Origin of the sequence: Prauserella rugosa (assembly GCF_000719975.1) — a bacterium.
Classification (GTDB): Bacteria; Actinomycetota; Actinomycetes; order Mycobacteriales; family Pseudonocardiaceae; genus Prauserella; species Prauserella rugosa.
Genome location: NZ_JOIJ01000017.1, coordinates 37,833 through 64,094 on the forward strand (window position 1 = coordinate 37,833; position 26,262 = coordinate 64,094).

The following is a 26,262-nucleotide window of genomic DNA, read 5'->3' on the forward strand; positions in this document are numbered from 1 at the left end:
CTAGGACCCGCGCGCCGCGGGCGCTTCTCGATTCCTGATCGGTCTGGTGACCTGCTTGGCCACGCACGCGGGCATGCCGTGGGTCGCGCCGGCCTGTTCGGCGCGGTACCGGCTCGGCGACATACCGACGAGCTCGGAGAACCGCGTGCTGAACGTGCCCAGTGACGAGCAGCCCACGGCGAAGCAGATCTCGGTGACGCTCAGGTCGCCGCGGCGCAGCAGCGTCATCGCGCGTTCGATCCGGCGCGTCATCAGGTAGGCGTAGGGCGATTCGCCGTACGCCTCGCGGAACCGCCTGCTGAGGTGGCCCGCCGACATGTGGACGCCCCGCGCGAGCGCCTCGACGTCGAGCGGCAGGGCGTACTCGCGGTCGATCCGGTCCCGCACCCTGCGCAGCAGCGCCAGCTCACGCATGCGCGCACCTGCATCTGTGGTCACCGGACAAGAGTGCCACGAAACACCGACAGCGCGATGCCGCGAACACCGCGCGAAGGAACGCCCCGGTCTCATCTCGCTCGCCGGGCCGAGGCCCCGTCTCGGCAGGTCTCGGCCGGTTCCGGACTTTTCTCCGAAGTTTTTCGCGGCCGTGTCGATTCTTGCGGGTGCCCGTTCGACCTAGAGGTGAGAAGCTCCACCAGGGGGCTTCACCGGCGAAGGAGCTGACGATGAAGTTCATGCTGATCATGCGGGCCACCGACGAGACGTTCGCCGCCTACGAGAACGTCGACTTCGACGAGATGCTCGCGGTCATGGGCAAGTTCAACGAGGAGATGATCGACGCGGGCGTGCTGCTCGCAGGCGAGGGCCTCGACCCGGTGGACCCCGGTGTGGTCGTCGACTACTCGTCCGACACCCCGGTCGTCACCGACGGCCCCTACGGCGAGACGAAGGAACTGTTCAACGGGTTTTGGATGCTGGAGGTCGGCTCCAAGGAAGAGGCCGTCGAGTGGGCCAAGCGCGCGCCGATGCAGGGGCCGGGCAGCAAGATGGAGATCCGCCGCGTCACCGAGATCGACGAGTTCCCGCAGGACAACGAATGGGTGCAGAAGGAGCGCCGCTGGCGGGAACAGCTCGGCCAGAAGTGATCCGCGGGTGACCGAAGGGATCGAGGTCCGGCGCAGCATCGAAGCGCTGTGGCGGATCGAGTCGGCGCGGATCGTCGGCGCGCTCACGCGCTACACCGGCGACTTCGCGCTGGCCGAGGACGTCGCGCAGGAAGCCCTCGCGGAGGCATTGGTCAACTGGCCTCGCGAGGGCGTCCCCCGCGATCCCGTGGCATGGCTGCTCACGACCGGCAGGCGCAGGGCCATCGACGTGTTCCGCACGCGGTCGGCCGAGCGCGACCGCCTGCCCGGACTCGCCCCCGCCGACGTGACGTCCGACGAGGCCGGCGAGGTCGACGACGACGTCCTCGCGCTGATGTTCACCGCGTGCCACCCGGTGCTGTCGCGCGAGGCGCAGGTGGCGCTGACGCTGCGCGTGGTCGGCGGGCTCACGAGCGACGAGATCGCACGGGCGTTCCTCACCCCGACCGCCACCGTCCAGGCACGGATCACGCGGGCCAAGAAGACGCTCGCCGCCGCGCGGGTGCCGTTCGAGGTCCCGCAGGCCGACGAGCTCGGCACCCGTCTCGGATCCGTGCTCAGTGTCGTCTACGTGATCTTCACCGAGGGATCGTCGGCGAGCTCGGGCGATGCGCTGATCCGCTTCGACCTGGCCCGCGAGGCGCGGCGGCTGTGCCGCGTACTGGCACGGCTCATGCCCGCCGAACACGAGGTGCACAGCCTGCTCGCCCTCATGGAACTGACCGCGGCCCGGTTCCCCGCGCGCACGGACGCCGACGGGGAACCGGTGTTGCTCGAGGACCAGGACCGCAGGCTGTGGGACGCCTCGGCGATCCGGCGCGGAAGGGCTGCGCTGGCGTCGGCGACGCGGATCGGCAGGGGACTGGGCTTCTACGGCCTGCAGGCGGCGATCGCCGAATGCCACGCGGTCGCGCCTTCGGTCGCCGAGACCGACTGGGAACGGATCGTCGTGCTGTACGAGGCGCTCGGCAGGCTGGCGCCGTCGCCGGTGGTCGAGCTGAACCGGGCGGTGGCGGTGTCGATGGCCCGCGGTCCGGCCGAGGCGCTCGCCATCGTCGACACGCTCGCCGACGTCGACGGCCTGGCACGCTCGCACCAGTTGGCCGGCGTCCGCGGGGAACTGCTCATCCGGCTCGGAAGAACCGCGGAGGCCCGCACGGAACTGGAACGCGCCGTCGAACTCTGCGCCAACGACCGCGAACGCACGATCCTCCGCAGAAAACTGACCACCCTCTGAACCCGTGTTGCGGCTCCGGGGCCGCGTGTTGCGCACTCAGGGGCGCGTGTTGCGCTCTCGGGGGCGCGTGTTGCGCACTCAAGGAAGCGGGTCAGCGTTTCGGGGCGGGGAAACCGACCGCGAGTTCGGCGACGTTGTCGAGGTACTCCGGATCGGCGTTGCCGCGCACGGGTTCGGTCTCGGCGATCACCGTGGTCCGCCCCGTGCGCCGCGAGTCGTAATGGTGACCGGTCCACGCGATGTCGCCGGCGCCCACGAGCGCGCCCGGAAGTGGGGAGACGTTGCCGGCGCCCTGCACGTCGGCGAGCCTGCGGAGCCGGTTCGCCTGCGCGGTCGTCGGCATCCGCACCCACGAGACCGACACGGCGATGCGATTGCCGCGCTCGTCGTCGACGGTGAACAGCACGCGGTTCAGCGAACGGCACGGGTTGCGCACCAGGAACCGCTGCGCCTCGCCGTAGGACCGGGCGCCGCACTGCACCGCGCGGTCGACCGTTCGTCCGGTGCGCTTCAACTTCAGGTGACGCAATGCCTGCGCAGGACGGCCTTTCTTGGCGGCCTGCACGCTCTTGGTGAACGCCTGCCTCGTCACCTGCGTCATGCCCGCCTGCATCGACATGCCGCCCGCGCCGGTCGAGACCCCACCGGTCACCGGTCCGTACAGGACGACACCCGCCACGGCGACGCCGACCGCAGCGGTTCCGCCCTTGGTCCACCGGCCCTGCCTGTCTCGTGGCTGATTCCTCCAGCTCACGTCCACCTCCCCCAGATCGACAGTCGACGATCATGGGAGAGCCGTGGCGACGACCCAACCGGCACAGCGGTTCTTCACCGAAACGGCGCAATCCGGAAAACGGGGACGAAACCACCCCACAGCCGTCCACACAGCCGTCCACACAGCCGGCCGCCCAACCCCAGGAGCCGGGCGCTCAGCCGGTCCTCACAACGGCAGGTCCTCGCGTGACTCGCGCACCTCACCGACGTGCCGAGTGCCGCGGTAGCGGTCGGGGACGTACCTGAGCAACGCCTGGTGCGCCTGTTCGGCCGATTCGGGACGGCCGCCGACCCGCACCTGGTACACCCCGGCCTCGCGGCGCAGGCTCCGCGCACGCTCACCGGCCGCCGCGTCGTCGACGTGCAGGTCGAGTCCGGCCAGCACGGCTCCGTTCGTCCGACGTCCCTTCGTGACGAACACCAGCTGGGCGGTGCGCAACTCCGCGGCCCGCACCTGCGGCCAGGCGACGTGAAGGGTGCTACCACGCGGCCCGTCGTACTCGATGCCGCTGGGGCCGATCGACAACGTCGCCGGCTTCACGCCGTGTCGCAGCCGCCGCAGCGACGGCCTGCCGCCGATCAGGATGAGCACCCCGATCGTGATCACGAGCGCGTGCGCCCACCACGGTCCGTCGTAGGGCAGCACGCCCGCCACGATGAACACGACCCCGAACACGACCGCCGCCAGCGCCCATCCGCCTGCACGGAGGAGATCGCCGCGTGGTGGGCGCGTGTCGATCGACCAGGCGCCGTGCACCGATCCGTCTTTCTGCACCGCGCCACGATAACGACGACGGCACCCGCGGCCCGCAGCGCCGATCACCACTCCCGAATTCCGGCGAAGATCGACAATTCCAGGAACACGTCGAAGAATGTTTCAAACCAATCTCACCCGGACGGCCTATAAATGCGAAGGCGCTGATCCACCTCGCGATGTTCGCCCAGCATGCGCCGCATCTGCGTGCTACAACGGTCCAAGCCATTCGACTCGCGGAATCGAATTCCGTGCGGCGTTTTCGTCTCGGAAAGGGGTCGGGCGAGGTATCTGCCGGTCGGGATCCCGTTCGCACCACGCGGCGCGGGCCACTCGCGCTCTTCGGCGTTCTGGCGTGCATCGGCATGCTCCTCGTACCCCCGAGTCCGTCGATCGCCCAGACGGAGACGACGGCGACCGTGCGCGCCTACATCGGAGACATCCGCACCGGACCGGACACGATCGGCCCACTCGAAGGTGCGACGTTCGGCCTCTTCGCCACCAGCCCCGCCGCAACGATCGACAACCACGACGGCTTCACCGCCGAGACACCGATGTACAGCTGCACCTCGACGGCCGACGGCTGGTGCACGTTCCAGGTGGACACCACGACGCTGCCGGCCAACGGCAGGCTGTGGATGGCCGCGACCGGAGCCCCGGATGGGCGGTACGCGAATCCCGAGTGGCAGACCGCTCCGTTGTCGCCCACGCCCGAGAACACGTACTCGTTGCGGCACGTCTTCCAGACCCCCGAACTGGTGGCGGGGCAGACCTACTCGTCGTACGGACAGGGCCGTACCTGGATCACCGACCCGGGTCTGCAGACCAGTCCGCGCAGCAGCGTTCCCGATTTCCAACGGCGCACCGCCTCGGGCGGCGTCGTTCCCATCTCACGACGCGACCCCGAACTGCCCGACACGTGCGGGCTGAAGGTGGCGCTCGTGGTCGACCTGTCCAGCTCAATGTCGGGCTACGTCGACGAGATCAAGGGAGCGCTGGACAGCTTCGTGCAGTCGCTGCGCGGAACGCCGTCGCAGGCGGCACTGTTCACCTTCGGCTCGGATTCCCCGGCCAACGGCTACGTGGGACCGGGGTCTCGCGTCCGTGGCGGACACCAACGCGGCCGCGCCGGAGGATCAGCGCTTCGACATGGCGATCATGCTGACCGACGGCAACCCGACCGTGTACGGCCCGAACCCGACGTCCGGATTCGGCACGGTCGACCGGAACAGCGGCTACACCCGGTTCCGCGAGTTGGGTAACGCGAACGCCTCGGCGAACCTGCTCAAGAGTCAGGGCACGCGGATCATGGCGGTCGGCGTGGGTGACGGCGTCGACGGCGAGGGCGCGGCGTTCAACCTGCGCACCATCTCGGGCCGCGACGCCTACGACGGGACGAACATCCGGGAGGCCGACTACTTCCAGACCCAGGACTACGCCCAGGCAGGCGAGGCGCTGCGCGGACTCGTTCTCGACAGATGTGCGCCGTCGGTGTCGGTGATCAAACAGCTCGTCCCCTACGACGGGACGACCGAGGACGCCTACACCCCGCAGACACCGTGGGAGTTCTCCGCGGAGACGACGGCGGGCACGGTCGACCCGGAATCGGCGCAGACCAGTCCGCAGACCGGTGCGACCAACTTCGACCTCGAGTTCGATCCGGGTCCGGTGGACGTGGCCATCGAGGAGACCCAGCAGTCCGGGTACGAATCCCTACCCGAGGAGACCACGTGTGTCGACAAGGCGACGGGTGAGGACGTGCCCGTCGAGGTCACCCCCGATCCGGACAACCCCGAACGGTTCACGATCGAAGGCATCGGACTGCAGTCCTTCCTGTCCTGCACCGTCTACAACAGAGCGCCCGACTTCGACTCGGCGTCGGTGCGCGTCGACAAGCAGTGGCAGGTCACGACCACCACCGGACCCGATGGGGAGACGACCACGACGACCTATCCCCAGGGGCAACAGCCCCCGGGGTTGACCTCGTCCCTGGAACTCGGCGGTCCGGGCGGCGCGCCGTCGGCCACCCAGCCGTGGGGTGTGGCCCGTGACGGTTACAGCGTCGAGGACGACGGCTCGGTCGCCGTCACCGAGCAGGCCGCGGCCGACCCGACGAACTGCGAGATCACCGGCAGTTCCCTCAACGGCACCGACATCACACCCGGCGCCCCGACGAGCGTGCCGCTGGCCTCGGGAGCCAACGAGTGGACGATCACCAACGAGGTCGAGTGCCACAGCAGACTCCGGCTGACCAAGGAGGTCGCCAGCGGCGACGTCAGCCCGGAGTGGTGGCAGCTGCAGGGCAGCGGCCCGGAGGACGCACTGCCCGGCCCGAGCGGCCGCGTCACGACCGACTGGGCCGAGGTGACACCGGGCGCGGTGTACCAACTGGCCGAGCAGGCCGACGCGACCGAGCCGGACGGGCCCGCACCCCACGACGTCCTGCACTACGTGCAGCAGGACCACCGCAGCACGCCACTGCAGTTCCCGCAGTCGACCGGCTCGTGGGGCTGCACGCAGACCAGCGGCACCGGCGGCGGGGCGTTCTCGGCCGATCTCGAGGGAGCCATCGCGGTCCCGCTCGGCGAGGACGTCGAATGCACGGCGGTGAACCAGACGGCGACCGTCACCGTCGACAAACAGGTGCAGGGCGGTGACGCCCAGCCCGAGGACTTCACGTTCCGCATCACGCCGCAGGATCCGGTGCCGCCGGGCGGACACTCCCACGACATCCCCGGCGGTGGCAGCCAGCACGTCCGGCCGGAACAGCCGTACGAGCTGACCGAGCTCAACGGCCCGAACGGGTACCGGCTGCACGACCTGACGTGCACGACCGGAGGCGAAGGGAGCACCAGACAGGTCGATCCGCAGAACCTGCAACTGCCACCGGGAGCGACCAGCACCTGCACGGCGGTCAACCGCCTGCTGTCCACGCTGACGGTCGAGAAACTGGACGCCGAGGACGAGCGGCCGCTGGCGGGCGGCGAGTTCGAGCTGTATCGCGACACCGACGGCGACGGCGAGGACGGCATGACCGACGGCGCCCCGGATCCCGACGACGAACAGGTCGGCACCTGCACCACGAGCGGGGAAGGCACGTGCGAGGTCGGCGAACTCGATTTCGGCGACTACTACTGGTACGAGCGGACGGCACCGGACGGTTACGACCTGCCTGCCGACCGCACGAGCGCGCTGATCAGCATCGACGAGGGCAACGCAGGACAACCGCACACCACGACGTTCACCGACTCGCGAACGCCGGTTCCCCCGGATCCGACGGACCCGACCACACCGCCGAGTACGACCACACCCCCGAGTCCGACCACACCACCGAGTCCGACCGACCCCACCGACCCACCGGTGCCGACGGGCCCGACCACGTCCTCTGGACCGACGGACCCCACGGCGCCGCCGCAGCCGTCACCGCCCGGTGGTGGCGGTCCCGGCAGCCCGGGGAACGGCGGACCGGGTGATGGTGGACCCGGTGATGGTGGACCGGGCTCCGGGGACGGTCCACACGGGACCGACAACGGCGCCGACGGACTGTCGGACACCGGCGCGGACATCGGCGTCCCGCTCGCACTCGGGGTGGCATTCCTGGTGGCCGGTGCAGCGCTGACGGTCCTCGCCCGCAGACGCCGGCAGGGCGACGACTAGGTCGTGTCTGATAATCCTCCGCCGTCGCGAGCGGGGATCAGCGTGGTCCCTCGCAAGGCGGAGGGAAGCCCTCGTACCGGGTCGTACTCGGGCTTTCCGACAACGCAGCGAGGGGCCGCGCTGGCACCGCGCAGCAGGCGACGGGATTGTCAGACACGACCTGGGCACGCACCCGTCACTCCCATGCCCGTCGCGGCACGTCCGTTCTTCCCCCACGGCGTGCCGCGACGGGCCTCGCCCCACGCACCGGTTTCACAACGTAGGATGGCTATGTCGATATGTTTCCCGTGGCGCCCAACGGGTAGGGGAACCGGCCGTTCGAAGGTCGGAAAGACGCTCGGATGAGAATCGCCGCGAACCCCCTCCGTATTACAGCTTTGACCTGCGACTTTTCGCACTTTTTGAGACTGGCGTCGCGACCTGCGGACGTGGCACATTCGGGAGTGCGTTGGGCCACGTCCCCCAGCGCCGAGGGCCTCTCCCGGCACACCCATAACTCGCGAGTGCGGCAGCGTTATGCGCCGAGGTGCTGAGGTTCCTCGCCAATGGGACGGCGAGCGCGGTTCAGGAAGGAGGTGTCACAGGATGCGAGTGATCTACACCGCGATTCGTCGCTACGTCGCCGAGCTGAACAGGATTCAGGACGTTGGCCGCGGCTTCTCCCCGTTCCGGGGCGAGTCGGCCAGCCACTGACGGTCGGCATTCCCTAGATTCAGGTCCGGGGTTCACACGCCGCGGTCGAACACCGGACCTCCACACTTTTCCGGGACGAAGGATCGGCATGCCTGGGGCAGGCATGCCGATCTCCCATGCGGGCCCGATCTCCCGTCCGCCGCCGACTCGATGAAAATCCCCTCACGACGGCTTCACCGGTGATTCAGCGCTGAGCCAGACGCTGGATGCCATGGCGGAGTTGACGGGCAGCGGCGTGTTCACCCTCGCGGTGTTCGCGGCCGCGGTCATCGCGTGGATGACCGGGAAGATGGACGACACGTTCGTCGGGCTGTCCGCTGCCGCCCTCCTCGTGTTCGGCGGAATCGTTTCCTCCGAGGCGTTCTTCGGCGCGCTCGGCTCGGAAACCATCTGGCTGCTCATCGCCGCGTTCGTTCTCGCCGCGGCCCTCACCCGGACCGGCCTGCCGACCCGTTTCGCGATCGCGTTGTGCGGCAAGGCTTCCTCCGTTCGGGGACTGGCACACCGGATCACGGCCGCGCTCGTGATCACCTCACTGGCCGTTCCGGCGACGTCGGGGCGTGCGGCGCTCGCCTTGCCGGTCTTCCTCGCACTCGCCGCGGCGCTGGCCGACCGCGCTGCCGTCGTGCGCGCGCTGGCGCTGTTGTTTCCCACCGTCATCCTGCTCTCCGCGGTCGCGACGATCACCGGCGCGGGCGCGCACCTGGTCACCAGCCAACTCCTCCAACAGAGCACCGGCCACGGCATCGGTTACGCGCAATGGCTGCTGCTGGGTTTCCCGTTCGCCGTCGTGAGTTCGCATCTCGCCGCCGAGGTGGTGCTGCTCGTCATGACGCGCAGTGACGACCGCAGGCGCCCGCTCGAACTGCACGGCCTCGCCGGCCACGTCGACGTCACCACCGACGGCCCACTGACGGCGGCGCAGCTGCGCGCCGTGGCGGCACTGACTTTCGTCGTGACGCTGTGGTGCACCGAGCCGTGGCACGGTCTGTCACCCGCGTTGGTCGCCCTGTTCGGCGCGCTGGTCACCACGGCTCCACGGGTCGGGCTCACCCGGTTGCCGGAGGCGTTGTCGACCGTGCCGTGGTCGCTGTTGCTGTTCATGGTGACGACGGCGGTGCTGGGTATAGCGCTGTCCTCGTCGGGTGCCGCTGACTGGCTGGGGCACACGCTGTTGAGCCCGGCCGGTGGCGGCCTCGCGTTCCTGGTCGTGGTCGTCGTCGTGAGTGCCGCGGCCCACCTGGTGCTGCAGTCGCGCTCGGCGCGCTCGTCGGTGCTGATCCCGTTGCTCATTCCGCTCGCGACCGCCGCCGGCCTCGATCCCGTCGCCGTCGCGTTCGCCTCGACCGTGGCCGCGGGCTTCTGCCACACGCTGCCGTCGTCGGCCAAGCCGGTCGCGATGTTCGCGGCGGTCACCGAGGCGCCGACCTACCGCAGGTCCGATCTGCTGCGCATCTCGCTGTATCTGGGGCCGCTGACAGTCGGCCTCGTCCTGACATTCGCGCTGGCCGTGTGGCCGGCACTGGGTCTGCCGTTGCAGGCCCCCTAGAAGGGAGTCCCCTCATGACCACGACCATTCCGATGCGCTTCGTCATCGCACCGAGCGGGTTCAAGGAGTCGCTGGAGGCCGAGGCGGTCGCGGCCGCGATGGCGGCGGGGGTGCGCCGGGTGCTGCCTGGCGCACACATCGAGACGGTGCCGTTGGTCGACGGTGGAGAGGGATCGGCGCGCACCCTGGCGGCGGCGACCGGCGGCGAACTGGTTCCGGCCACGGTGACCGGCCCGACGGGCCGTCCGGTCGACGCCCACTTCGCGGTGCTCGGCGGAGACGGCCCGCGCACGGCGTTCGTGGAGATGGCCGCGGCGGCCGGGCTCCGCCTCGTGCCGCAGGACGACCGCGACCCCGGGTTCACCACGACCTACGGCGTGGGTGAGCTGATCCGCGCGGCTCTCGACGCCGGGTGTGAACGGATCCTGGTGGGTTGCGGGGATTCCGGTACCTCCGACGGCGGCGCCGGTGCGCTGCGCGCATTGGGGGCACGGGTGCTCGGGCCGGACGGGACGCAGGTCGCCGACGGCGGTTACGCCCTCGCCGATGCCGTGGATCTCGACGTGTCCGGGCTGGACCCGCGCCTCGCCGGCACCGAGATGCTGATCGCCTGCAACCCGCACAACGTGCTGACCGGCGACCGTGGTGTCGCGCGCGTGTTCGGCCCGCAGAAGGGAGCCACGCCGGAGCAGGTGTGTCTGCTCGAGAAGGCGCTCACGCAGTGGGCGAAGCTGGTCGAGTACCGCTGTGACCGCGATCTGCGCACCGCCCCCGGAAGTGGCGCGTCGGGCGGGCTGGGTGCGGGGCTGGCCGGGGTGCTGGGTGCGCGGCTGCTGCCCCGGTTCGACGTGCTGCTCGACCACGTGGACCTCGACGCCAAGCTCGCCGGAGCGGATCTCGTGCTGACGGCGGAGGGGGCCATCGACTTCCAGACGCCCCGCGGCAAGGTGCCCGCCGAGGTCGCGCGGCGGGCGAAGCTCGCGGGTAAGCCGGTGATCGCGTTGGCGGGCACGATCGGCCGCGGCGCACGCACCACCCACGAGGCGGGCATCGACGCCTACGCGGGAATCCTCGCCGCCCCGGTGGCGCTCGCCGAGGCCATGGCCCACACCGCCGAACTGGTCACCGATGCGACGGAACGCACCCTCCGCCTGGTCCTGGTCGGTTCGGCCCTGTGCGCGTGACCGCCGCTGAGGTCTCCATCACCCGAACCGGGTCATTTTCTTGAGTCAGTCAAGATTAGGCGTAGCCTTGAAGGGTGCGGACGGCCGCGGCGATCGATGCCGCCCGTCCCGGCGACCGGCGCCCCACGGGACGCGACGTCCGTTCCGGCGCCCACCCCGAGCGCGAAGGAGACCGACGTGACCACATCCGAGAAACCGCAGACCGCTTCGACCCTCGACAACGGCGCACCGGCCACATCGGACCGCAACTCGCTGAGCGTGGGCGCGAACGGCCCGCTGCTGCTGCACGACGTCCGCCTCGTCGAGACCCTCGCACACTTCAACCGGGAGCGCGTGCCCGAGCGCAACCCGCACGCCAAGGGAGCGGGGGCGTTCGGCGTCTTCGAGACCACCGAGGACGTCTCCCGCTACACCAAGGCCGCCCTGTTCCAGAAGGGCGCGCGGACCGACATGCTCGCGCGGTTCTCCACGGTCGCGGGTGAGCAGGGCTCGCCCGACACCTGGCGCGACGTCCGCGGTTTCGCGCTGAAGTTCTACACCTCCGAGGGCAACTACGACATCGTCGGCAACAACACCCCCGTGTTCTTCGTGCGCGACCCGATGAAGTTCCCGCACTTCATCCGCTCGCAGAAGCGCACCCCCGACACGGGACTGCGCGACAACAACATGCAGTGGGACTTCTGGACGCAGAACCCGGAGTCGGCCCACCAGGTCACCTACCTGATGGGTGACCGCGGACTGCCGCGCACGTGGCGGCACATGAACGGCTACGGCTCGCACACCTACATGTGGGTCAACGCCGAGGGCGAGCGGTTCTGGGTGAAGTACCACTTCAAGACCGACCAGGGCATCGAGTGCATGTCCGACGCCGAGGCCGAGCGGCTCGCGGGCGCCGACGCGGAGTTCCACCGCCGTGACCTGGCCGACGCGATCACCCGCGGCGAGTACCCGTCGTGGACGCTGTACGTGCAGGTGATGCCCTACGCCGACGCGAAGACGTACCGGATCAACCCGTTCGACCTGACCAAGACGTGGTCGCACGCCGACTACCCGCTGATCAAGGTCGGCACGATGACGCTCAACCGCAACCCGGAGAACTTCTTCGCCGAGATCGAGCAGGCCGCGTTCGCGCCGTCCAACCTGGTCCCCGGCATCGGGGTGTCGCCGGACAAGATGCTGCTCGGCCGGGTCTTCGCCTACGCCGACGCCCAGCGCGCCCGGATCGGCACGAACTACCTGCAGCTTCCGGTCAACAAGCCGGTGGTGCCGACGAACTCGTACACGTTCGACGGGCACATGACGTTCGAGCACAGCGGTGCCGCGCCGGTCTACGCACCGAACTCGTACGGCAGGCCGTACGCCGACGAGACCGGACCGATCGAGGACGGCTGGGAGTCCGACGGCGAACTGGTGCGCAGCGCCTACGAGCTGCACGCCGAGGACGACGACTTCTCCCAGCCCGGCCACCTCGTGCGCGAGGTGTTCGACGACGCCCAGCGCGACCGTCTCGTTCGGACGGTCACGGGTGCGTTGCTCGGCGGGGTCGAGGAGCCGGTGCTGTCCCGTGCGTTCGAGTACTGGCGTAACGTCGACGCCGAGATCGGGCAGCGGATCGAGAAGGCCTACCACGAGGCCAAGTGACCTGACCCGGAAGAAAGGGGGCGTCTCGCCGTAGTGCGAGGCGCCCCCTTCGTCATGCCTGACGTTCCGACCGCAGCTGCGTGACGACGGCCAATGTGGACATCACGACGACCACGGCGAGCCCGATCACGATCGGCGGCAGCGCATGCCCGACCGCCAGTCCCACCACGCCGATGATCAGCAGTGCCGTCGCGGCCAGATACCGTTCGCGCGCCACCGCGCCGGTACGGGACCGCAGGAACAGGATGTTGCCTGCCAGGTAGATCAGCGGGCCGCCGACCGTGGTCAGCACCAGCGGGGCGTCGGTGTGGTCGTGGCTGATCCGCAGCTCGATCGACACGGCGACGACGATCGCGCCCGCGACCATCAGCGCGTGGGCGTACGCGAACGCCGACCGCAGCGCACTGGTGCTCTCGTCGCCGTGGCTGGCCTGCGTGTCGTGGCCGGCGAGCGCGAAGTATGCCCACCACATGACGAACAGGCCCACGAACCCGAACAGCGAGGCGAGCACGGCGCGGACAGTGATCTCCTCCATGCCGTAGAGCGTGTTGCCCATGATGAGGATCGACTCGCCGAGCGCGATGATGAACACCAGCCGGTTGCGCTCGGCGAGATGTTCCGCATCGGTCGGCCACGTGTGCATGGGCGCGGATCCGAGCCCCGGGAAGCGGAAGTCGAACCGCGGCCCCGAGACGTCGATCAGCAACGCGATCGCCCAGACGATCAGCCGCGGCACCGTGTCCAGGAACGCACCGGCGAGGAACAGCACGCCTGCGGACGAGCTCCACGCGAGCAGGTTCGTGTAGTTCTTCGCGAGCACGTGCCCGCGCATCGCGACCGCCATGAACGCCGCCCTGCCGACCTGCGCGGCGACGTAGCACGCGGCGAACAGCAGTCCGTCCTCTGTGAACGCGTGTGGCAGGGCCAGCGCCATGCCCAGCGAGGCGAGCATGAGCAGTCCGTTGAGGACCCGGACGAGGCCACTGCGCGGGTCGAGCCAGTTCATCGCCCACGCCGAGTAGTTCCACGCCCACCACACCGCGCCGAACAGCACGGCGACCTCGACGAACCCGAGCCACGTCAGGTGGTCCAGGAGGGTGTGCGAGACCTGGATGATCGCGAAGACGTACACCAGGTCGAAGAACAGCTCGATCGGAGCAACCTCCGACCGTTCACGCCCCTCCGGTCGCAGTAACCGGGGCCGTACCACCTGCGAGTTCACGACGAGTCCTCCCGAGAACGCCGACGTCGTTCGTGCCGCGGGGGATTCTAAGCATGGACAACGATGTCCTGCGCGGCACGCGACGTGATACGCGCCGTACGAACCGTACAGAAAGGACAATTACGGCACCGGGCCTACCGGTTCGCCTGGTTACGGATGCAGGTGCCGCCTCGCTGCACGGTGGGCGTCGTTCACCACTGCGCCCGCCTCGAGTTCGTCGGAGGTGGCCGCGAGGTGGATCCCGTCGTCGGGCCTGCGCCAGCTCGGCGGCTCGGCGGCCCCGCTCAAGGCCCACGCGGCCTGACGCGCCGCACCCACCGCGACGTGCTCCATCTCCGGCGGCACCAGCACGGGCACGCCGAACACGCCCGGCGCGATCGCGCGCACGGCAGCCGATCGCGAGGCACCACCGGTCAACAGCACCCTGCGCACGGGCACGCCGTGGTCCCGCAGCGCGTCGAGGCCCGCGGCCAGCCCGCACAGCATGCCTTCCACCGCGGCGCGCGCGACGTTGGCCGGGGTCATGTTGGACCGGCGCAGGCCCACGAGCGATCCGGACGCGTCCGGCAGGTTCGGCGTGCGTTCGCCGTCCAGGTAGGGCAGCAGCGTCAGCCCGCCCGCGCCGGGTTCGGCCGACAGCGCCAGTGCGTCCAATCCCTCCAGATCGGTGCCGAGCATCGCCGCCGTCGACGTCAGCACCCGCGCGGCGTTGAGCGTGCACGCCAACGGCAGGAACCGCCCGGTCGCGTCGGCGAATCCGGCGACGACGCCGGTGCCGTCGGCGGTCGGCTTCTCGCTTACACCGAAGACGGTTCCGCTCGTGCCGAGGGACACGGCCACGTCGCCGTCGGCGAGTTCGAGTGCGAGGCCCGCCGCCATGTTGTCGCCCGTGCCCGCCGCGACGAGCACGCCGTCGTCGCTGTGGCCCGCAACCTCGGCCGGCCCCAGCACCGTGGGCAGTTCGAGTTCCCTGCCGAAGGCCGTGACCAGCAGGTCGGTGCGGTACCGGCCCTCGACCGCCGAGTAGTAACCGGTGCCCGAGGCGTCACCGCGGTCGGTCGTGGGCACGCCGGACCCACCGAGCAGCTGCCACGTGAGCCAGTCGTGCGGAAGCAGCACGCGCTCGGCGCGCTTGGCCAGCTCCGGTTCGTGCTCGGCGAACCACCGCAGCTTCGTGACCGTGAAGCTCATCAACGGCACCGAACCGACCGCGTCGGCCCACGCCTGTCCACCACCCAGCTCGCTGACCAGGTCGTCGGCGGCGCTCGCCGAGCGGACGTCGTTCCACAGCAACGCCTCCCGCACGACCTCGCCGTCCCCGTCGACCGTGACCATGCCGTGCTGCTGGCCCGCGACCGCGACGGCGCGCACGTCGTCGAGCAGCCCGTCGCCCGCGCTGCGCAGCGCCCGCCACCATTCCGACGGGTGGACCTCGGTCGTGTCGGGATGCGCTGCCTGGCCGGTGCGGACCACCCGGCCGTCGGCTGCATCGACCACGACGACCTTCGTCGACTGTGTCGACGAGTCCACCCCGGCTACCAGCTCGCTCACGGTGTCGAACGCCCCTTCGTCTTTCCGGCCGTCGACCCGATGCTCACTGTCCGGACAACCGCAGGCCGGACTCCGGGTCGAAGACGTGTACCTCTCCAGTGTCCCGCACGGCGACCCGCACCGTCTCGCCCAAACGGGGCGGAGTCCGGCCGTCGGCACGAACGACCACCCGACCGGAGTGGCCGGCCAGCGCCCCGTGCACGTAGGCGTCCGCCCCCAGTTCCTCGACGAGCTCCACCCGCAGGTCGAAACCGTCGTCACCGGGTCCGACGAGCGCCAGCGACTCCGGGCGGACACCGGCCGTGACCTCGGGCAGGTCGGTGCGCACCGGCAGCTGGACGCTCAACTCGCCGAGTTTGACGTTGCCGCCGTCGACGGGAAGGTTCAGCAGGTTCATGGCGGGCGAACCGATGAATCCGGCGACGAAGACGTTCGCCGGCGTGTCGTAGAGCTCGCGCGGGGAGGCGCACTGCTGGAGGACGCCGTCTCGGAGCACCGCGACACGGTCGCCCATCGTCATCGCCTCGACCTGGTCGTGGGTCACGTAGATCGTGGTCGTGCCGAGCCGCTGCTGGAGCGCGGCGATGCCCGCGCGGGTCTCGACGCGCAGTTTCGCATCCAGGTTGGACAGCGGTTCGTCCATGAGGAACACGCTGGGCTCGCGCACGATCGCCCTGCCCATCGCGACCCGTTGACGCTGGCCGCCGGACAACGCCTTGGGCTTGCGGTCCAGGTACTTGGTCAGGTCCAGCAACGCCGCGGCCTCGTCGACCTTCGCCTTGATGTCCGACTTGGACACGCCACGCAACTTCAGCGAGAACGCCATGTTTTCCGCGACGGTCATGTGCGGGTACAGCGCGTACGACTGGAACACCATGGCGATGTCCCTGTCCTTCGGGGGCAGGTTCGTGACGTCGCGGTCGCCGATCGAGATCGTGCCCTCGTCGATGTCCTCGAGGCCCGCGGCCATGCGCAACGCCGTCGACTTGCCCGACCCGGACGGTCCCACGAGCACGAGGAACTCGCCGTCGCCGACGCACAGATCCAGGCTGTCGACCGCGCGTACCGCGTTCGCACCCGGGTAGACACGGGATGCGCCGGCGTACTCCACTTGCGCCATCGGTAACTCCTTTACTTGACCGCGCCCATGGAAAGGCCGCGTACCAGGTGGTTCTGTGCGATCCAGCCGACGATCATCACCGGCAGTGAGGCGAGCAGGGCGGCGGCGGACAGCTGCGCCCAGAACAGGCCCTCGCTGGTGATGAACCCGACGAGGAAGACCGGGACGGTACCGGCCTGGGCCGCGGTCAGGTTCACCGCGTAGAAGAACTCGGTCCACGAGAAGATGACGCAGATCAACGCCGTCGCGGCGATGCCGGGCGCCACGACGGGCAGCACGACCCGGTACAGCAGCGTCGGCAGCGTGGCGCCGTCCACCCGCGCCGCCTCGATCATCTCCGTGGGCACCTCGAGGAAGAACGAGCGCATCATCCACACCGCCAGCGGCAGGTTCATGCCCGCGTACAACACGACGAGCGCCCAGACGTTGTCGAGCATGCCGAGGTTCTGCGAGATGACGTACAGCGGGATGATCGCCGCGACGATCGGCAGCATCTTCGTCGACAGGAAGAACCCGAGTGCGTTGGACGTCTGCTTGATCGGCGCCAGCGAGAGTGCATACGCGGCGGGCACACCGAGCAGCAGTACGAGCAGCGTCGAGACCACGGTGACGAACGCCGAGTTCGCCAGGTAGGGCAGGAATCCGCGGTCGAGGATCGTCGTGAACTGCTCGAGCGTGGGGCTGAACGCGAACTTCGGCGGATCGGTGGCCGCGTCCACCTCGTGCTTGAACGAGGTGACGACCATCCAGATCACGGGGAACACGAACAGCAGCGCGATGACCCACGTGAGCGCGGTCAGCGCACCGCGGCCGAGCCGATTCGTCTTGGCTGCCATGTCACTTCACCCCGCGGGAGACGTCGAAGGTCCGGAACATCAGCCGCAGCGCGAAGGTCGCCACGATCAGCGTCATGATCACCACGACGACACCCATCGCGGACGACTGGCCGACGTCGAAACCCTCGAACGCGCGTTGGTAGATGTAGTACGGCAGGTTGGTGCTCGCCGTACCGGGACCACCCTGGGTCATGAGGTAGATCGCGTCGAAACTGTTGACGATGTAGATCGCGCCGAGCAGCACCGCCAGCTGCAGATACCGCGACAGTTGCGGCAATGTGATCGACACGAACGTACGCCACCGGCCGGCACCGTCCACCTGCGCCGCCTCGAGCACCTCACGCGACTGCGCCTGCAGACCGGCCAGGATCAGCAGCATCATGAACGGTGTCCACTGCCAGGTGATCTGGGCCATCACCGCGGCGAGCGGGTAGTCCGACAACCAGTCGACCTCGATACCCAGCGCCCAGTTCAGCAATCCGTAGGACGGGTCGAACATCGTCGTCTTCCACAGCAGCGCACCGGCGGCGGGAAGGATCAGGAACGGCGTGATCAGCAGGGTGCGCACGATGCCGCGGCCGAGGAACGCGCGGTCGAGCAGGAGCGCCAGTCCCAGGCCGAGCAGCATCGCGACGAACACGCACACCACGGTGAGCGTCACCGTGTTCAGCAGTGCCTGCAGGAACACCGAGTCGGTGAAGACGTCGACGTAGTTGTCGAATCCGACGAAGTGCTGCGACCCGGGCCGCACCATGTTCCACGACTGGAACGAGTTGAACACCGTGACCAGGAACGGGATCTGGGTGACGGCGATCGTGAAGATCAGCGCGGGCAGCAGCGGCGCGCGGCGCCTCCACGCCGCCGAACGTTCCTGCGCTCGCGGCCGCGCGGGCGGTTTCTCCGGCGCCTGCGGCGCCTCTGCCAGAGTGGTCATCACTGACTCTCCTGATAGGACTTGCCCACCGTGGCTGCGTACTCCTGCGCCTGCTGCAGCGCCGCGTCGGGCGACTTCTGCCCGGCGATGGCCGCCGACAGCTGCTGCGAAACGCGGGTCCCCAGGTCCTGGAACTCGGGGATGCTCAGGAACTGGATCCCCTCGTACGGCACGGGTTTGGTCATCGTGTGGTCCTGATCGGCCACGCTGATGGCGTCCAGAGTGGGCTGTGCGTACGCCTCGGCGGCCTCGCGGTACTCGGGGATGTCGTAGGTGGACATCCGGCACCCGGTGGGTACGCGGTTCCAGCCGAACTCCGTGCCGACCGTCTGCACGAACTCCTTGCCGGTCATCCAGCGCAGGAAGTCCCACGAGGCCTGCTTGTTCTCCGCGACCTTGGGAATGGCCAGCGACCAGGTGTACAGCCACCCCGCGGCGTCGGTGTCCTTGCGCGGCGCGGGCACGTAACCGGACTTGCCGACGACCTCGCTGCTCTGCGGATCCTCGTTGGTGCCCGCCATGACGGTGGCGTCGTACCACATCGCGGCCTGGCCGCGGCCGTACCGGTTGCCGCACTCCTGGAAGCCGGCCGACGAGGCACCGACCTCGCCGTGGTTGCGAACCAGGTCGACGTAGAAGTTCCACGCCTGACGGAACTGTGGCGAGGTCAGCTGGGCGTTCCAGTTCTCGTCGTACCAGCGCCCGCCGAACGTGTTGACCACCGTGTTGAAGGGCGCGAGGCTCTCGCCCCACCCCGGCTTGCCGCGCAGGCAGATCCCAGCGACACCGTTGGCCGGATCGTTGAGCTTCCTCGCGAACTCCTGCACCTGGTCCCACGTCGGGTTGGCCGGCATCTCCAGACCGGCCTTCGCGAACAGGTCCTTGCGGTAGGCCAGGAACGACGATTCCCCGTAGAACGGAACCGCGTGCATGTCGCCCTGATGCGAGAGCGAGTCCTTGATGCTGGGGATGAAGTCGCCGTCGTCGTAGCTGGGGTCGGCGTCGATGTAGGGCTGGAGGTTCTCGAGCCAGCCGTTCTCGGCCCACTGCGGAGCCTCGTAGTTGCTGATCATCACGGCGTCGAACTCGCCGCCCTCGTTGGCCACCGACGCGGTGATCTTGGCACGCGCCTGGTTCTCGGGCAGCTGCACGAACTTCAGGTGGACGCCCGGGTTCTCGGCCTCGAACCGGTGCGACAGCGCGACGGCGTCCTCCATCTGCGGGTTCGACACGATCGCGATGACGAGCGTCTGCCCACCGGCGCCGAGCGCACCGGCACCCGCACACCCCGCGGCGGGCAGGAGCGCGGCCAGCAGAATCGCCAGGCGCGTCAGCACACTCCGCCTCGCGGTTCCGGTGCCGAACCCGCGTTTACGCATCGCCGCCTCCCGGCAGAACCTGGGTCTTCAGCCCGCGCCCGCTGCGCATGAGGTCGAGTGCCTCGGGGAAGCGCTCCAACGGAAGGCTGTCGGTGAGCAGCGAGGCCGTGTCGATCGCACCGGTCGCCACGAGGTTGAGCGCAGCACCGTAGCTGTGCAGCACGGCCATCGACCCGACGATGGTGATCTCGTCGTTGTAGATGCGGAACGGCGAGAGCGACACGCGCGCCTCCTCCGGTGCGACACCGAAGACGAGCAGCCTGCCTCCCCTTCGCAGAGAGTCGAAGGCCGCCTCGATCGCGGGCGCGGCTCCCGTGCAGTCGACGGCGGCGTCGAACTTCTCGTCGTTCAGCTCCGTGACGTCGCCGACGGCGGCCACGGCACCGAGGTCCCGCGGCCGCGCGAGCCGCTCGGTGTTGCGGTCGACCATCGTCACCGACGCGCCCGCGCGCTGCAGCAACTGCTGCATGATCAGGCCCATCGTGCCCGCGCCGATCACCAGGAAGCGTTCGCCCGCCTCCACGCCGATACGCCGCACGCCGTGCACGGCACACGACACCGGCTCGACGAGCGCGCCCTCGCGGTAGGTCATGCCGTCGGGCATGCGGTAGCAGGTGTCGGCTGGCACGGCGACGTACTCGGCGAACGCGCCGTCGACGGTGTCGCCGGTGGCTCCCCAGTTCGCGCAGAGGTTGCCGTGGCCGGCACGGCAGGGGCCGCAGTACCCGCAGAACAGGGACGGGTCGACCGCCACCCGGTCGCCGACCTCGAAGCCGCCAGGGGCGTTGGCGCCCACCTCGACGATCTCGCCCGCGAACTCGTGACCGGGGACGATGGGATACGGCGACGGCGGGAAGTGACCGTCGGCGATGTGCAGGTCCGTCCCGCAGATGCCACAGGCGCCGACCCGCACGACGACGTCGCGCTCGCGTGGTTTCGGGTCGGGGACGTCGCCGACGCGGACCGAGCCCGGCGTATCGATGATCGCGGCTCGCATGAGGCGCCACCCTCCTGATGCTCAAGCGACAGTGCTCGTTGTGCCGTGGAGGTCACCCGCTCCGGGCCGAAGCGCTCGTCGGAGCGCGTTGAGCCTTCCACGTGTCGCGCTCAGATGAGATGCTCAGCTGAGCGCTGGCGCTCACTGTCTGAACGCTGACTGACACGTGCATTGAACGGTCGAGGGGTTCGTTAAGTCAATGTTTCCATGCAAACTTCGTGATAAGTTGCTCATATGAGCAAGCAGGGACGGCGGACGCAATCCGGCCCGGCCGCGCTCGTCCAGGCGGCAGCCATCGGGCGGCGGTTCTATGTGCAGGGAGCGTCGAAGCTGGAGATCGCCGAGGAGTTCGGGATCAGCCGCTTCAAAGTGGCCCGGATCCTGGACCAGGCTAGGGACAGCGGCCTCGTCCGCGTCGAGTTCGACCTGCCCCTTCCGCTCGAGCCGACCCTGTGTGACGAGGTAGCCCAGGCCTACGGCCTCCACCGCGCACTGGTGCTCGAACGAGCAGACGGATCGGAGATCGAGCTCCGGAAACGGATCGGGGCGATGACGGCCGAGCTGTTGACCGAGATCGTCACCGAGGACGACGTGCTCGGCGTCGTGTGGGCACGCACCGTCAACGCGATGACGGATTCGCTGCGTGGCCTGGCCCGCTGCCCCGTGGTGCAGCTGTGCGGCGTGTCCTCACGCATCGACGTCCACGAACACTCCGCCGACCGGTCCGTGGAGACGGTGCGGCAGATCGCGTCGGTCTCGGGCGGCGAGGCGTTCCCGATCTTCGGACCGCTCGTCCTGCCCGACCACCGCACGGCGCGCACGTTGCGGCAGCAGCCGGGGATCGCCGAGGCCTTCGAGCGCTTCTCCCGGATCACGACCGCCGTCGTCAGCATCGGCGCGTGGCGACCGGGGCAGTCCACTGTGTACAACGTGCTCGGCGAACAGCAACGCGAGGCGCTGGCCGAGCGCGGCGCGGTGGCCGAGGTCGCGGCACGCCTGTTCGACGCCGACGGTAACGAACTCTCGGGCGATCCAGGGCATCACGTCCTGGCCATCAGCGTGCGCGAACTGAAACGCGTCCCCGAGGTGATCGCACTCGGCGGGGGCGAGGGCAAGGCCGAGGCGATCGCGGCGGTGCTCCGGTCGGGCATGGTCAACACCCTGATCACCGATGCAGCCGCCGCGAAACGCCTCGTCGAACTCGCCTAACCCGCCCGGCGGATCGATCAGAAGTCGATCGCGTCGGCGACGTCCGCCTCGTGCAGATGCCGGATCTCGTTGCGTGGCGCGGGATCGGCGAACTTCGACGACCCCGACTCGTACAGCACGTACAACCGTCCATCGTGGTCGGTGACGCCCTCGGCCATACTCGGTGCCCGATAGCACTGCGCCGACGGCTCGATCTCCGTGGCGCCCTCCTCGACGGTGTAAATGTTGCTGCGATTGGTGCGGCCGTAGGAGGTGCTGTAGATGAACTTGCCGTCGGCGACCGTCATTCCCTGTGTCTTCATCGGCACCTCGTACTCGGTGCCACGGGTGATCGTGCCGTCGGACGCGACCGAGAACGCGTGCATGACGTCACGGCTGCTGTCGTTGAACTTGCCCGAGTACAGCGTCGTGCCGTCGGTGCCGAGGAACGAGGCAGCCGGAACCTCCTGCGACGTACCGGTCTGGGCGAGGTACGGGATGCCGTCGGCCTTCATCGCCGTTTCCAGTTCGCCGAGGTCGTACTTGCGGATCCGGTCGGAACCACTGCCCGACACGAACGCCCATCCGCCGACCACCGCGACCCCGCCCACGTGCGCGTCCGCGACGGCGACCGATCCGATGTGGTCACCCGAATCCGCGTCGATGCCGTAGATCCGCGCGTCCTGCCCGTCCTGGTAGGCGGTCACCAGCAGCAGGTCCGATCCGCTGCCGTCCCAGTTCTCCCAGTAGCCGAGACCCTGCGGGGTGAACCCGTCGTCCAGATACGGAACCTCGGCTCCCTGCGCATAACGCTCGTCGTAGACCGCCGACGCGGACTCGCCGGGGTAGAAGGGGTCGCTGCCGGTGGCCGTCTCACACGAGATCGCCGCAGCCCCGAGACCTGCCGCGGGCGCGGTGGCCGCCGAAGCAGCACCACCGCCGGCGAGGCCGCACACGAGCGCGGTGCCCGCCGCCACGGCAAGGGCCTTGCGTGTACTGGTCATGTCTCCTCCGCAGACGTGTCGAACCGAACCGGCCCGATACTTCCGCCCATGCCTGCCGGACTCAACGCCTTTGCGCTGGACGGAAAACCGCGAAGCGCACGACGGTGACAGCGCACGACGCTTCTGTGATAATCAATATTTGTGACGGCGCAGAGTGGCGAGTCCGGTTGCGGATCCGGCGACCGGCCGGGTGGCGGATCCGGTGGCGGGGCGACTCCGCAGGTGGGGACCGACGACATCGAGGATCTGCGCGGCGCGCGACTGCGCGGTGCCGCCCGCCGCGAGCTGCTCACGGCGCAGACCGAATGCACGTTCGTGTTCACCGCGCCCGACAGCGGGCCGGGCGCGGTGGTACTGAGCTTCGCGCACGTCGACGGTCGTTTCCTGTTCACGAGCGTGGACGGGCGGGTGCAGGTCCGCGGTGTGGAGCGGGACCCACGGGCGTGCGTGGTCGTGTCGAACGCGGGCACGGGGCTGCCCGGCAGACGGATGCTGTCGATGCGGGGGAACGTCACGGTTCATCGCGACCGGGCCGCGGTCGACGCGTTCCTGCCGACGCTGGCCGCCCGTCTCGCCCCGGACAGCACCGACCGGTTTCTCGACCTGCTGCGCAGCCCCAACCGCGTGGTGCTCGAGTTCGTCCCGACCGAGATCGTCGCCAGTCACGACTCCCGCCTCATGGCAGGCGACGGCCGGGGCGGCAGTGGCGGCAGCAGTGGCGGGGGCAGCAGCGCAGACAGTGGCGGTGGCTCTGACACGGGCGGTGGCAGCACGACCTGACCTCGCGGACCCGGCGTCCATCCGACTCGTCGACAGAGTTGTCCACAGTCTGATCAGTTATCCACAGACCTGGGGACAACACGGCACCCGGAATCCGCAACACGAGCCCACAGGAACGCAACACGGCTTCCCGGGCCCGCAACACGCGCCCCTGGGCCCGCAACACGGGCGCCTGAAAGCGCAACACGGGCTCCCCAGAGCGCAACACGGGCACAGGGCGGACACAGGACAGGCCCCCAGGGCTCCTGGCGGAGTCCTGGGGGCCTGTCCGGCTGACGTGCGGTGTCAGGCGACCGCGATGGTGACCTGGTGCAGTCCCGGGCCCTGGGCGTCGACCGTGGCCTCGCCGTTGCCCGAGCGGTGCAGCGCACGCACCTTCCACGAGCCGGGCGCCGCGTAGAACCGGAAGTCACCCTCCGGGGACGCCTGCACCTCGCCGACGAACTCGCCGTCGCCGTTCAGCAGGCGCACGTAGGCACCACCCAGCGCGCCCTCGCCGCCGGTCACCTTGCCCGCGACGACGACCTGGTCGCCGGTGTCCTCACCGGCCACGACCGCCGTCTGAGCGGGAGCGCCGCATCCGTCGGACATGTCAGTTCCCTCCGTTCGAACCGGTCTCGACCGGAACGCCGACCAGCGAGCCGTACTCGGTCCACGAACCGTCGTAGTTCTTCACGTCCTGCAGGCCCATCAGCTCGTGGAGCGCGAACCACGTGTGGCTCGAACGCTCACCGATGCGGCAGTAGGCGATCGTGGCCTTCGAGGTGTCCAGACCGGCCTGCTCGTAGAGCTCCTTGAGCTCCTCGGCGGTCTTGAACGTGCCGTCCTCGTTGGCGGTCTGCGCCCACGGCACGTTCAGCGCCGACGGGATGTGGCCGCCGCGCTGCGCCGACTCCTGCGGCAGGTGCGCGGGGGCGAGCAGCTTGCCGGAGAACTCGTCGGGCGAACGCACGTCGACCAGGTTCTTCGTGTTGATGGCCTCGACGACCTCGTCGCGGAACGCGCGCAGCGACAGGTCCTGCTCGGAGGCCTGGTAGTTCGTGGTCGGGCGCTCCGGCACGTCCTTGACGAGCTCGCGGCCGTCCAGCTCCCACTTCTTGCGGCCACCGTCGAGCAGCTTGACCTTGTCGTGGCCGTACAGCTTGAAGTACCAGTACGCGTACGCGGCGAACCAGTTGTTGTTCCCGCCGTAGAGGATCACCAGGTCGTCGTTCGAGATGCCCTTCGACGACAGCAGCTTCTCGAAACCGGCCTTGTCGACGAAGTCGCGGCGAACCGGGTCCTGGAGCTCGTTCTTCCAGTCGATCTTCACGGCGCCGCGGATGTGGCCACCGTCGTACGCGGTCGTGTCCTCGTCGACCTCGGCGAACACGACACCCGGGGCGTCGAGGTTCTCCTCGGCCCACTGCGTTGTGACCAGGACGTCTTCACGGCTCATTGAGCGGCACTCTCTTTCTTCTTCTCGTGTTCGGTGGCCTGTTGCTTTTGTCGTGGGTGCGGATGCGAGGGCGTGGACCGCCGCGAAGAGCTCAGGAGGCGCTCCCCGCACGCGGCGCCACACGCTTGATCAGCAGGTACATCTCACAGCCGAGGCAGAAGTTGAACGCCGCGTTGAGGAACGCGGCGAACAGCGCGAAGGCCGTGGCGACGGTACCGAGCGCGGTCACGCCACTGGCATACCCGATGGTGCCCACCAGCGCGAACGCGAAACCCACCGCCTGGGCGAACCGGAGAGGAGCGACGTCCTCCCGCTCGTCGGTCGGCCGCAGTCGCGGCGCCACGAGCGCGCGGTACAACACCGAGTAGGGGGCGGGTTTCAGCCCGACGAACGCGCCGATGGCGAACACCAGCGTCTGCGCAGCCAGCAGCGGCCACCACTGGGTCACCAGCACGATCACCAGCACGACCGACGTCACGATCGCGGCGAACCTGGGACCGCGCGGATCGACCGTCTGCGGGGCGGGCATGACACCTCCTGGAGTGGCTGACCTGGCTCGGACGGCAGCGTGGTCACCCGGCCCTGTGCGCTGGGCGACCGGATGCGCACCGTCGGCTCACACGCGAGCCGGGATACACAGGCTGCTACGGACGCGGCAGAAGTCAACCGCGCGCCGCCGGGTCAGCTGCGTGCCCAGCGTGTGATGGAGGTGCGAACCCGGCCTGTCCACGGCGGCAAGCCTACTCAGGCTCCCTCAGCGCGGGAACCGTGTTCATTCTGTGGGACGAGACGTGCCGGCCAGGTGGGGTTCGAGCGCCTCGAGCAGGGCGTCCCGCTTCGGCACCCCCGACACGCGCAGCAGCTCGGTGCCGTCGGGGGCGTAGGCGATCGTCGTCGGCGTGCGCAGCACGCCCAGGTCGCGGGCGATCTCGGGCCGGTCGGTGACGTCGAGGTCCACGTGGGAGAGCCGTTCGGTGCCCTCGGCCACGTGGGACAGCAGCGCGCGGGTGTGCCGGCACGGGGCACAGAACGTCGTCGAGATCTGCACGAGCGTCACGGCGTCGTCGGCCAGCGCGCCGCGCACGTCGGCGGGCAGCGTCTCGCCTGCAGCGGTGGACATGCGCACCCTCCCGTTCCTCGCACGCAGGATCAGGCCGACGACGACCGCGGCCACCACCGTGACCACGGCGACGATCAGTCCGGTCACGACTCCTCCGTTCCGCGCGCCGCCGTCATCCC

24 protein-coding genes are annotated in these 26,262 nt (G+C 69.3%); 9 read left to right on the forward strand and 15 right to left on the reverse strand.

Annotated elements, in window-relative coordinates; all coding sequences use genetic code 11:
* The gene (locus IF64_RS0120145) at nucleotides 1-414 is read right to left on the reverse strand and encodes a helix-turn-helix transcriptional regulator (RefSeq protein WP_030533710.1); all 414 of its coding nucleotides are present in this window, start codon (nucleotides 412-414) and stop codon (nucleotides 1-3) included.
* Nucleotides 415-665: 251 nt separating this feature from the next.
* Here IF64_RS0120145 and IF64_RS0120150 point away from each other — a divergent pair, with 251 nt between their 5' ends.
* Complete coding sequence (locus tag IF64_RS0120150) at nucleotides 666-1,085, forward strand: YciI family protein (RefSeq protein WP_030533711.1); 420 nt, start codon at nucleotides 666-668, stop codon at nucleotides 1,083-1,085.
* 7 nt (nucleotides 1,086-1,092) lie between these two features.
* On the forward strand, nucleotides 1,093-2,322 hold the full coding sequence (locus IF64_RS0120155; protein ID WP_084705982.1) for an RNA polymerase sigma factor: 1,230 nt from the start codon (nucleotides 1,093-1,095) through the stop codon (nucleotides 2,320-2,322).
* Nucleotides 2,323-2,413: 91 nt separating this feature from the next.
* On the opposite strand, the gene IF64_RS0120160 is transcribed toward IF64_RS0120155, so the two are convergent.
* On the reverse strand, nucleotides 2,414-3,076 hold the full coding sequence (locus tag IF64_RS0120160; RefSeq protein WP_030533713.1) for a hypothetical protein: 663 nt from the start codon (nucleotides 3,074-3,076) through the stop codon (nucleotides 2,414-2,416).
* A gap of 186 nt (nucleotides 3,077-3,262) precedes the next feature.
* A complete protein-coding gene (locus tag IF64_RS0120165; protein ID WP_030533714.1) occupies nucleotides 3,263-3,871 on the reverse strand; it encodes a hypothetical protein in 609 nt (202 codons plus the stop codon).
* A gap of 344 nt (nucleotides 3,872-4,215) precedes the next feature.
* On the opposite strand from IF64_RS0120165, the gene IF64_RS27545 reads away from it, so the two are divergent.
* The 5 genes from IF64_RS27545 (at nucleotide 4,216) to IF64_RS0120195 (ending at nucleotide 12,574) form a co-directional block, all read left to right on the forward strand.
* A complete protein-coding gene (locus IF64_RS27545) occupies nucleotides 4,216-5,112 on the forward strand; it encodes a vWA domain-containing protein (protein ID WP_030533715.1) in 897 nt (298 codons plus the stop codon).
* Nucleotides 5,000-7,507: a SpaA isopeptide-forming pilin-related protein gene (locus IF64_RS0120175; RefSeq protein ID WP_169741962.1), complete on the forward strand. Its 2,508-nt coding sequence runs from the start codon at nucleotides 5,000-5,002 to the stop codon at nucleotides 7,505-7,507. The genes IF64_RS27545 and IF64_RS0120175 overlap by 113 nt, the downstream gene beginning before the upstream one ends.
* A gap of 904 nt (nucleotides 7,508-8,411) precedes the next feature.
* Nucleotides 8,412-9,749: an SLC13 family permease gene (locus IF64_RS0120185; RefSeq protein ID WP_051758024.1), complete on the forward strand. Its 1,338-nt coding sequence runs from the start codon at nucleotides 8,412-8,414 to the stop codon at nucleotides 9,747-9,749.
* Between the two features lie 14 nt (nucleotides 9,750-9,763).
* Nucleotides 9,764-10,933 carry a glycerate kinase family protein gene (locus tag IF64_RS0120190; protein WP_030533718.1) on the forward strand — a complete coding sequence of 390 codons (1,170 nt, stop codon included), beginning with the start codon at nucleotides 9,764-9,766 and terminating at the stop codon, nucleotides 10,931-10,933.
* Between the two features lie 177 nt (nucleotides 10,934-11,110).
* Complete coding sequence (locus IF64_RS0120195) at nucleotides 11,111-12,574, forward strand: catalase (RefSeq protein WP_030533719.1); 1,464 nt, start codon at nucleotides 11,111-11,113, stop codon at nucleotides 12,572-12,574.
* 52 nt (nucleotides 12,575-12,626) lie between these two features.
* Here the strand turns inward: IF64_RS0120195 and IF64_RS0120200 are convergent, their stop codons facing one another.
* The 7 genes from IF64_RS0120200 to IF64_RS0120230 all read right to left on the reverse strand — a co-directional run bounded on the left by IF64_RS0120200 (nucleotide 12,627) and on the right by IF64_RS0120230 (nucleotide 20,613).
* Complete coding sequence (locus IF64_RS0120200) at nucleotides 12,627-13,796, reverse strand: low temperature requirement protein A (RefSeq protein ID WP_030533720.1); 1,170 nt, start codon at nucleotides 13,794-13,796, stop codon at nucleotides 12,627-12,629.
* A 150-nt stretch (nucleotides 13,797-13,946) separates the two neighbouring features.
* On the reverse strand, nucleotides 13,947-15,347 hold the full coding sequence (xylB, locus tag IF64_RS0120205) for a xylulokinase (protein WP_030533721.1): 1,401 nt from the start codon (nucleotides 15,345-15,347) through the stop codon (nucleotides 13,947-13,949).
* A gap of 43 nt (nucleotides 15,348-15,390) precedes the next feature.
* On the reverse strand, nucleotides 15,391-16,467 hold the full coding sequence (locus IF64_RS0120210) for an ABC transporter ATP-binding protein (RefSeq protein ID WP_030533722.1): 1,077 nt from the start codon (nucleotides 16,465-16,467) through the stop codon (nucleotides 15,391-15,393).
* A gap of 11 nt (nucleotides 16,468-16,478) precedes the next feature.
* A complete protein-coding gene (locus IF64_RS0120215) occupies nucleotides 16,479-17,303 on the reverse strand; it encodes a carbohydrate ABC transporter permease (protein WP_030533723.1) in 825 nt (274 codons plus the stop codon).
* Nucleotide 17,304: 1 nt separating this feature from the next.
* Nucleotides 17,305-18,237, reverse strand: a complete 933-nt coding sequence (locus tag IF64_RS0120220; RefSeq protein ID WP_030533724.1) for a carbohydrate ABC transporter permease — start codon at nucleotides 18,235-18,237, stop codon at nucleotides 17,305-17,307.
* Nucleotides 18,237-19,616: an ABC transporter substrate-binding protein gene (locus IF64_RS0120225; protein ID WP_051758025.1), complete on the reverse strand. Its 1,380-nt coding sequence runs from the start codon at nucleotides 19,614-19,616 to the stop codon at nucleotides 18,237-18,239. The genes IF64_RS0120220 and IF64_RS0120225 overlap by 1 nt, the downstream gene beginning before the upstream one ends.
* A complete protein-coding gene (locus tag IF64_RS0120230) occupies nucleotides 19,609-20,613 on the reverse strand; it encodes a zinc-dependent alcohol dehydrogenase family protein (protein WP_030533726.1) in 1,005 nt (334 codons plus the stop codon). Before IF64_RS0120230 ends, IF64_RS0120225 begins: the two co-directional genes overlap by 8 nt.
* 234 nt (nucleotides 20,614-20,847) lie before the next feature.
* Between IF64_RS0120230 and IF64_RS0120235 the strand changes: the two genes are divergently transcribed.
* Complete coding sequence (locus tag IF64_RS0120235; protein WP_030533727.1) at nucleotides 20,848-21,822, forward strand: sugar-binding transcriptional regulator; 975 nt, start codon at nucleotides 20,848-20,850, stop codon at nucleotides 21,820-21,822.
* A 17-nt stretch (nucleotides 21,823-21,839) separates the two neighbouring features.
* Here the strand turns inward: IF64_RS0120235 and IF64_RS0120240 are convergent, their stop codons facing one another.
* Nucleotides 21,840-22,805 (reverse strand): glutaminyl-peptide cyclotransferase, encoded by a 966-nt coding sequence (locus IF64_RS0120240; RefSeq protein WP_145600506.1) that lies wholly within the window; start codon nucleotides 22,803-22,805, stop codon nucleotides 21,840-21,842.
* A gap of 141 nt (nucleotides 22,806-22,946) precedes the next feature.
* On the opposite strand from IF64_RS0120240, the gene IF64_RS0120245 reads away from it, so the two are divergent.
* Nucleotides 22,947-23,585 (forward strand): pyridoxamine 5'-phosphate oxidase family protein, encoded by a 639-nt coding sequence (locus IF64_RS0120245; RefSeq protein ID WP_211252615.1) that lies wholly within the window; start codon nucleotides 22,947-22,949, stop codon nucleotides 23,583-23,585.
* 285 nt (nucleotides 23,586-23,870) lie between these two features.
* Here IF64_RS0120245 and IF64_RS0120250 read toward each other — a convergent pair whose 3' ends face one another.
* From IF64_RS0120250 to IF64_RS0120265, 4 genes are all read right to left on the reverse strand, one after another.
* Complete coding sequence (locus IF64_RS0120250) at nucleotides 23,871-24,176, reverse strand: DUF1416 domain-containing protein (RefSeq protein WP_030533730.1); 306 nt, start codon at nucleotides 24,174-24,176, stop codon at nucleotides 23,871-23,873.
* A gap of 1 nt (nucleotide 24,177) precedes the next feature.
* Complete coding sequence (locus tag IF64_RS0120255) at nucleotides 24,178-25,023, reverse strand: sulfurtransferase (RefSeq protein WP_030533731.1); 846 nt, start codon at nucleotides 25,021-25,023, stop codon at nucleotides 24,178-24,180.
* Between the two features lie 91 nt (nucleotides 25,024-25,114).
* Nucleotides 25,115-25,552 (reverse strand): DUF4395 domain-containing protein, encoded by a 438-nt coding sequence (locus IF64_RS0120260; RefSeq protein WP_030533732.1) that lies wholly within the window; start codon nucleotides 25,550-25,552, stop codon nucleotides 25,115-25,117.
* Between the two features lie 243 nt (nucleotides 25,553-25,795).
* A complete protein-coding gene (locus IF64_RS0120265) occupies nucleotides 25,796-26,230 on the reverse strand; it encodes a TlpA family protein disulfide reductase (RefSeq protein WP_030533733.1) in 435 nt (144 codons plus the stop codon).
* Nucleotides 26,231-26,262 lie beyond the last annotated feature (32 nt).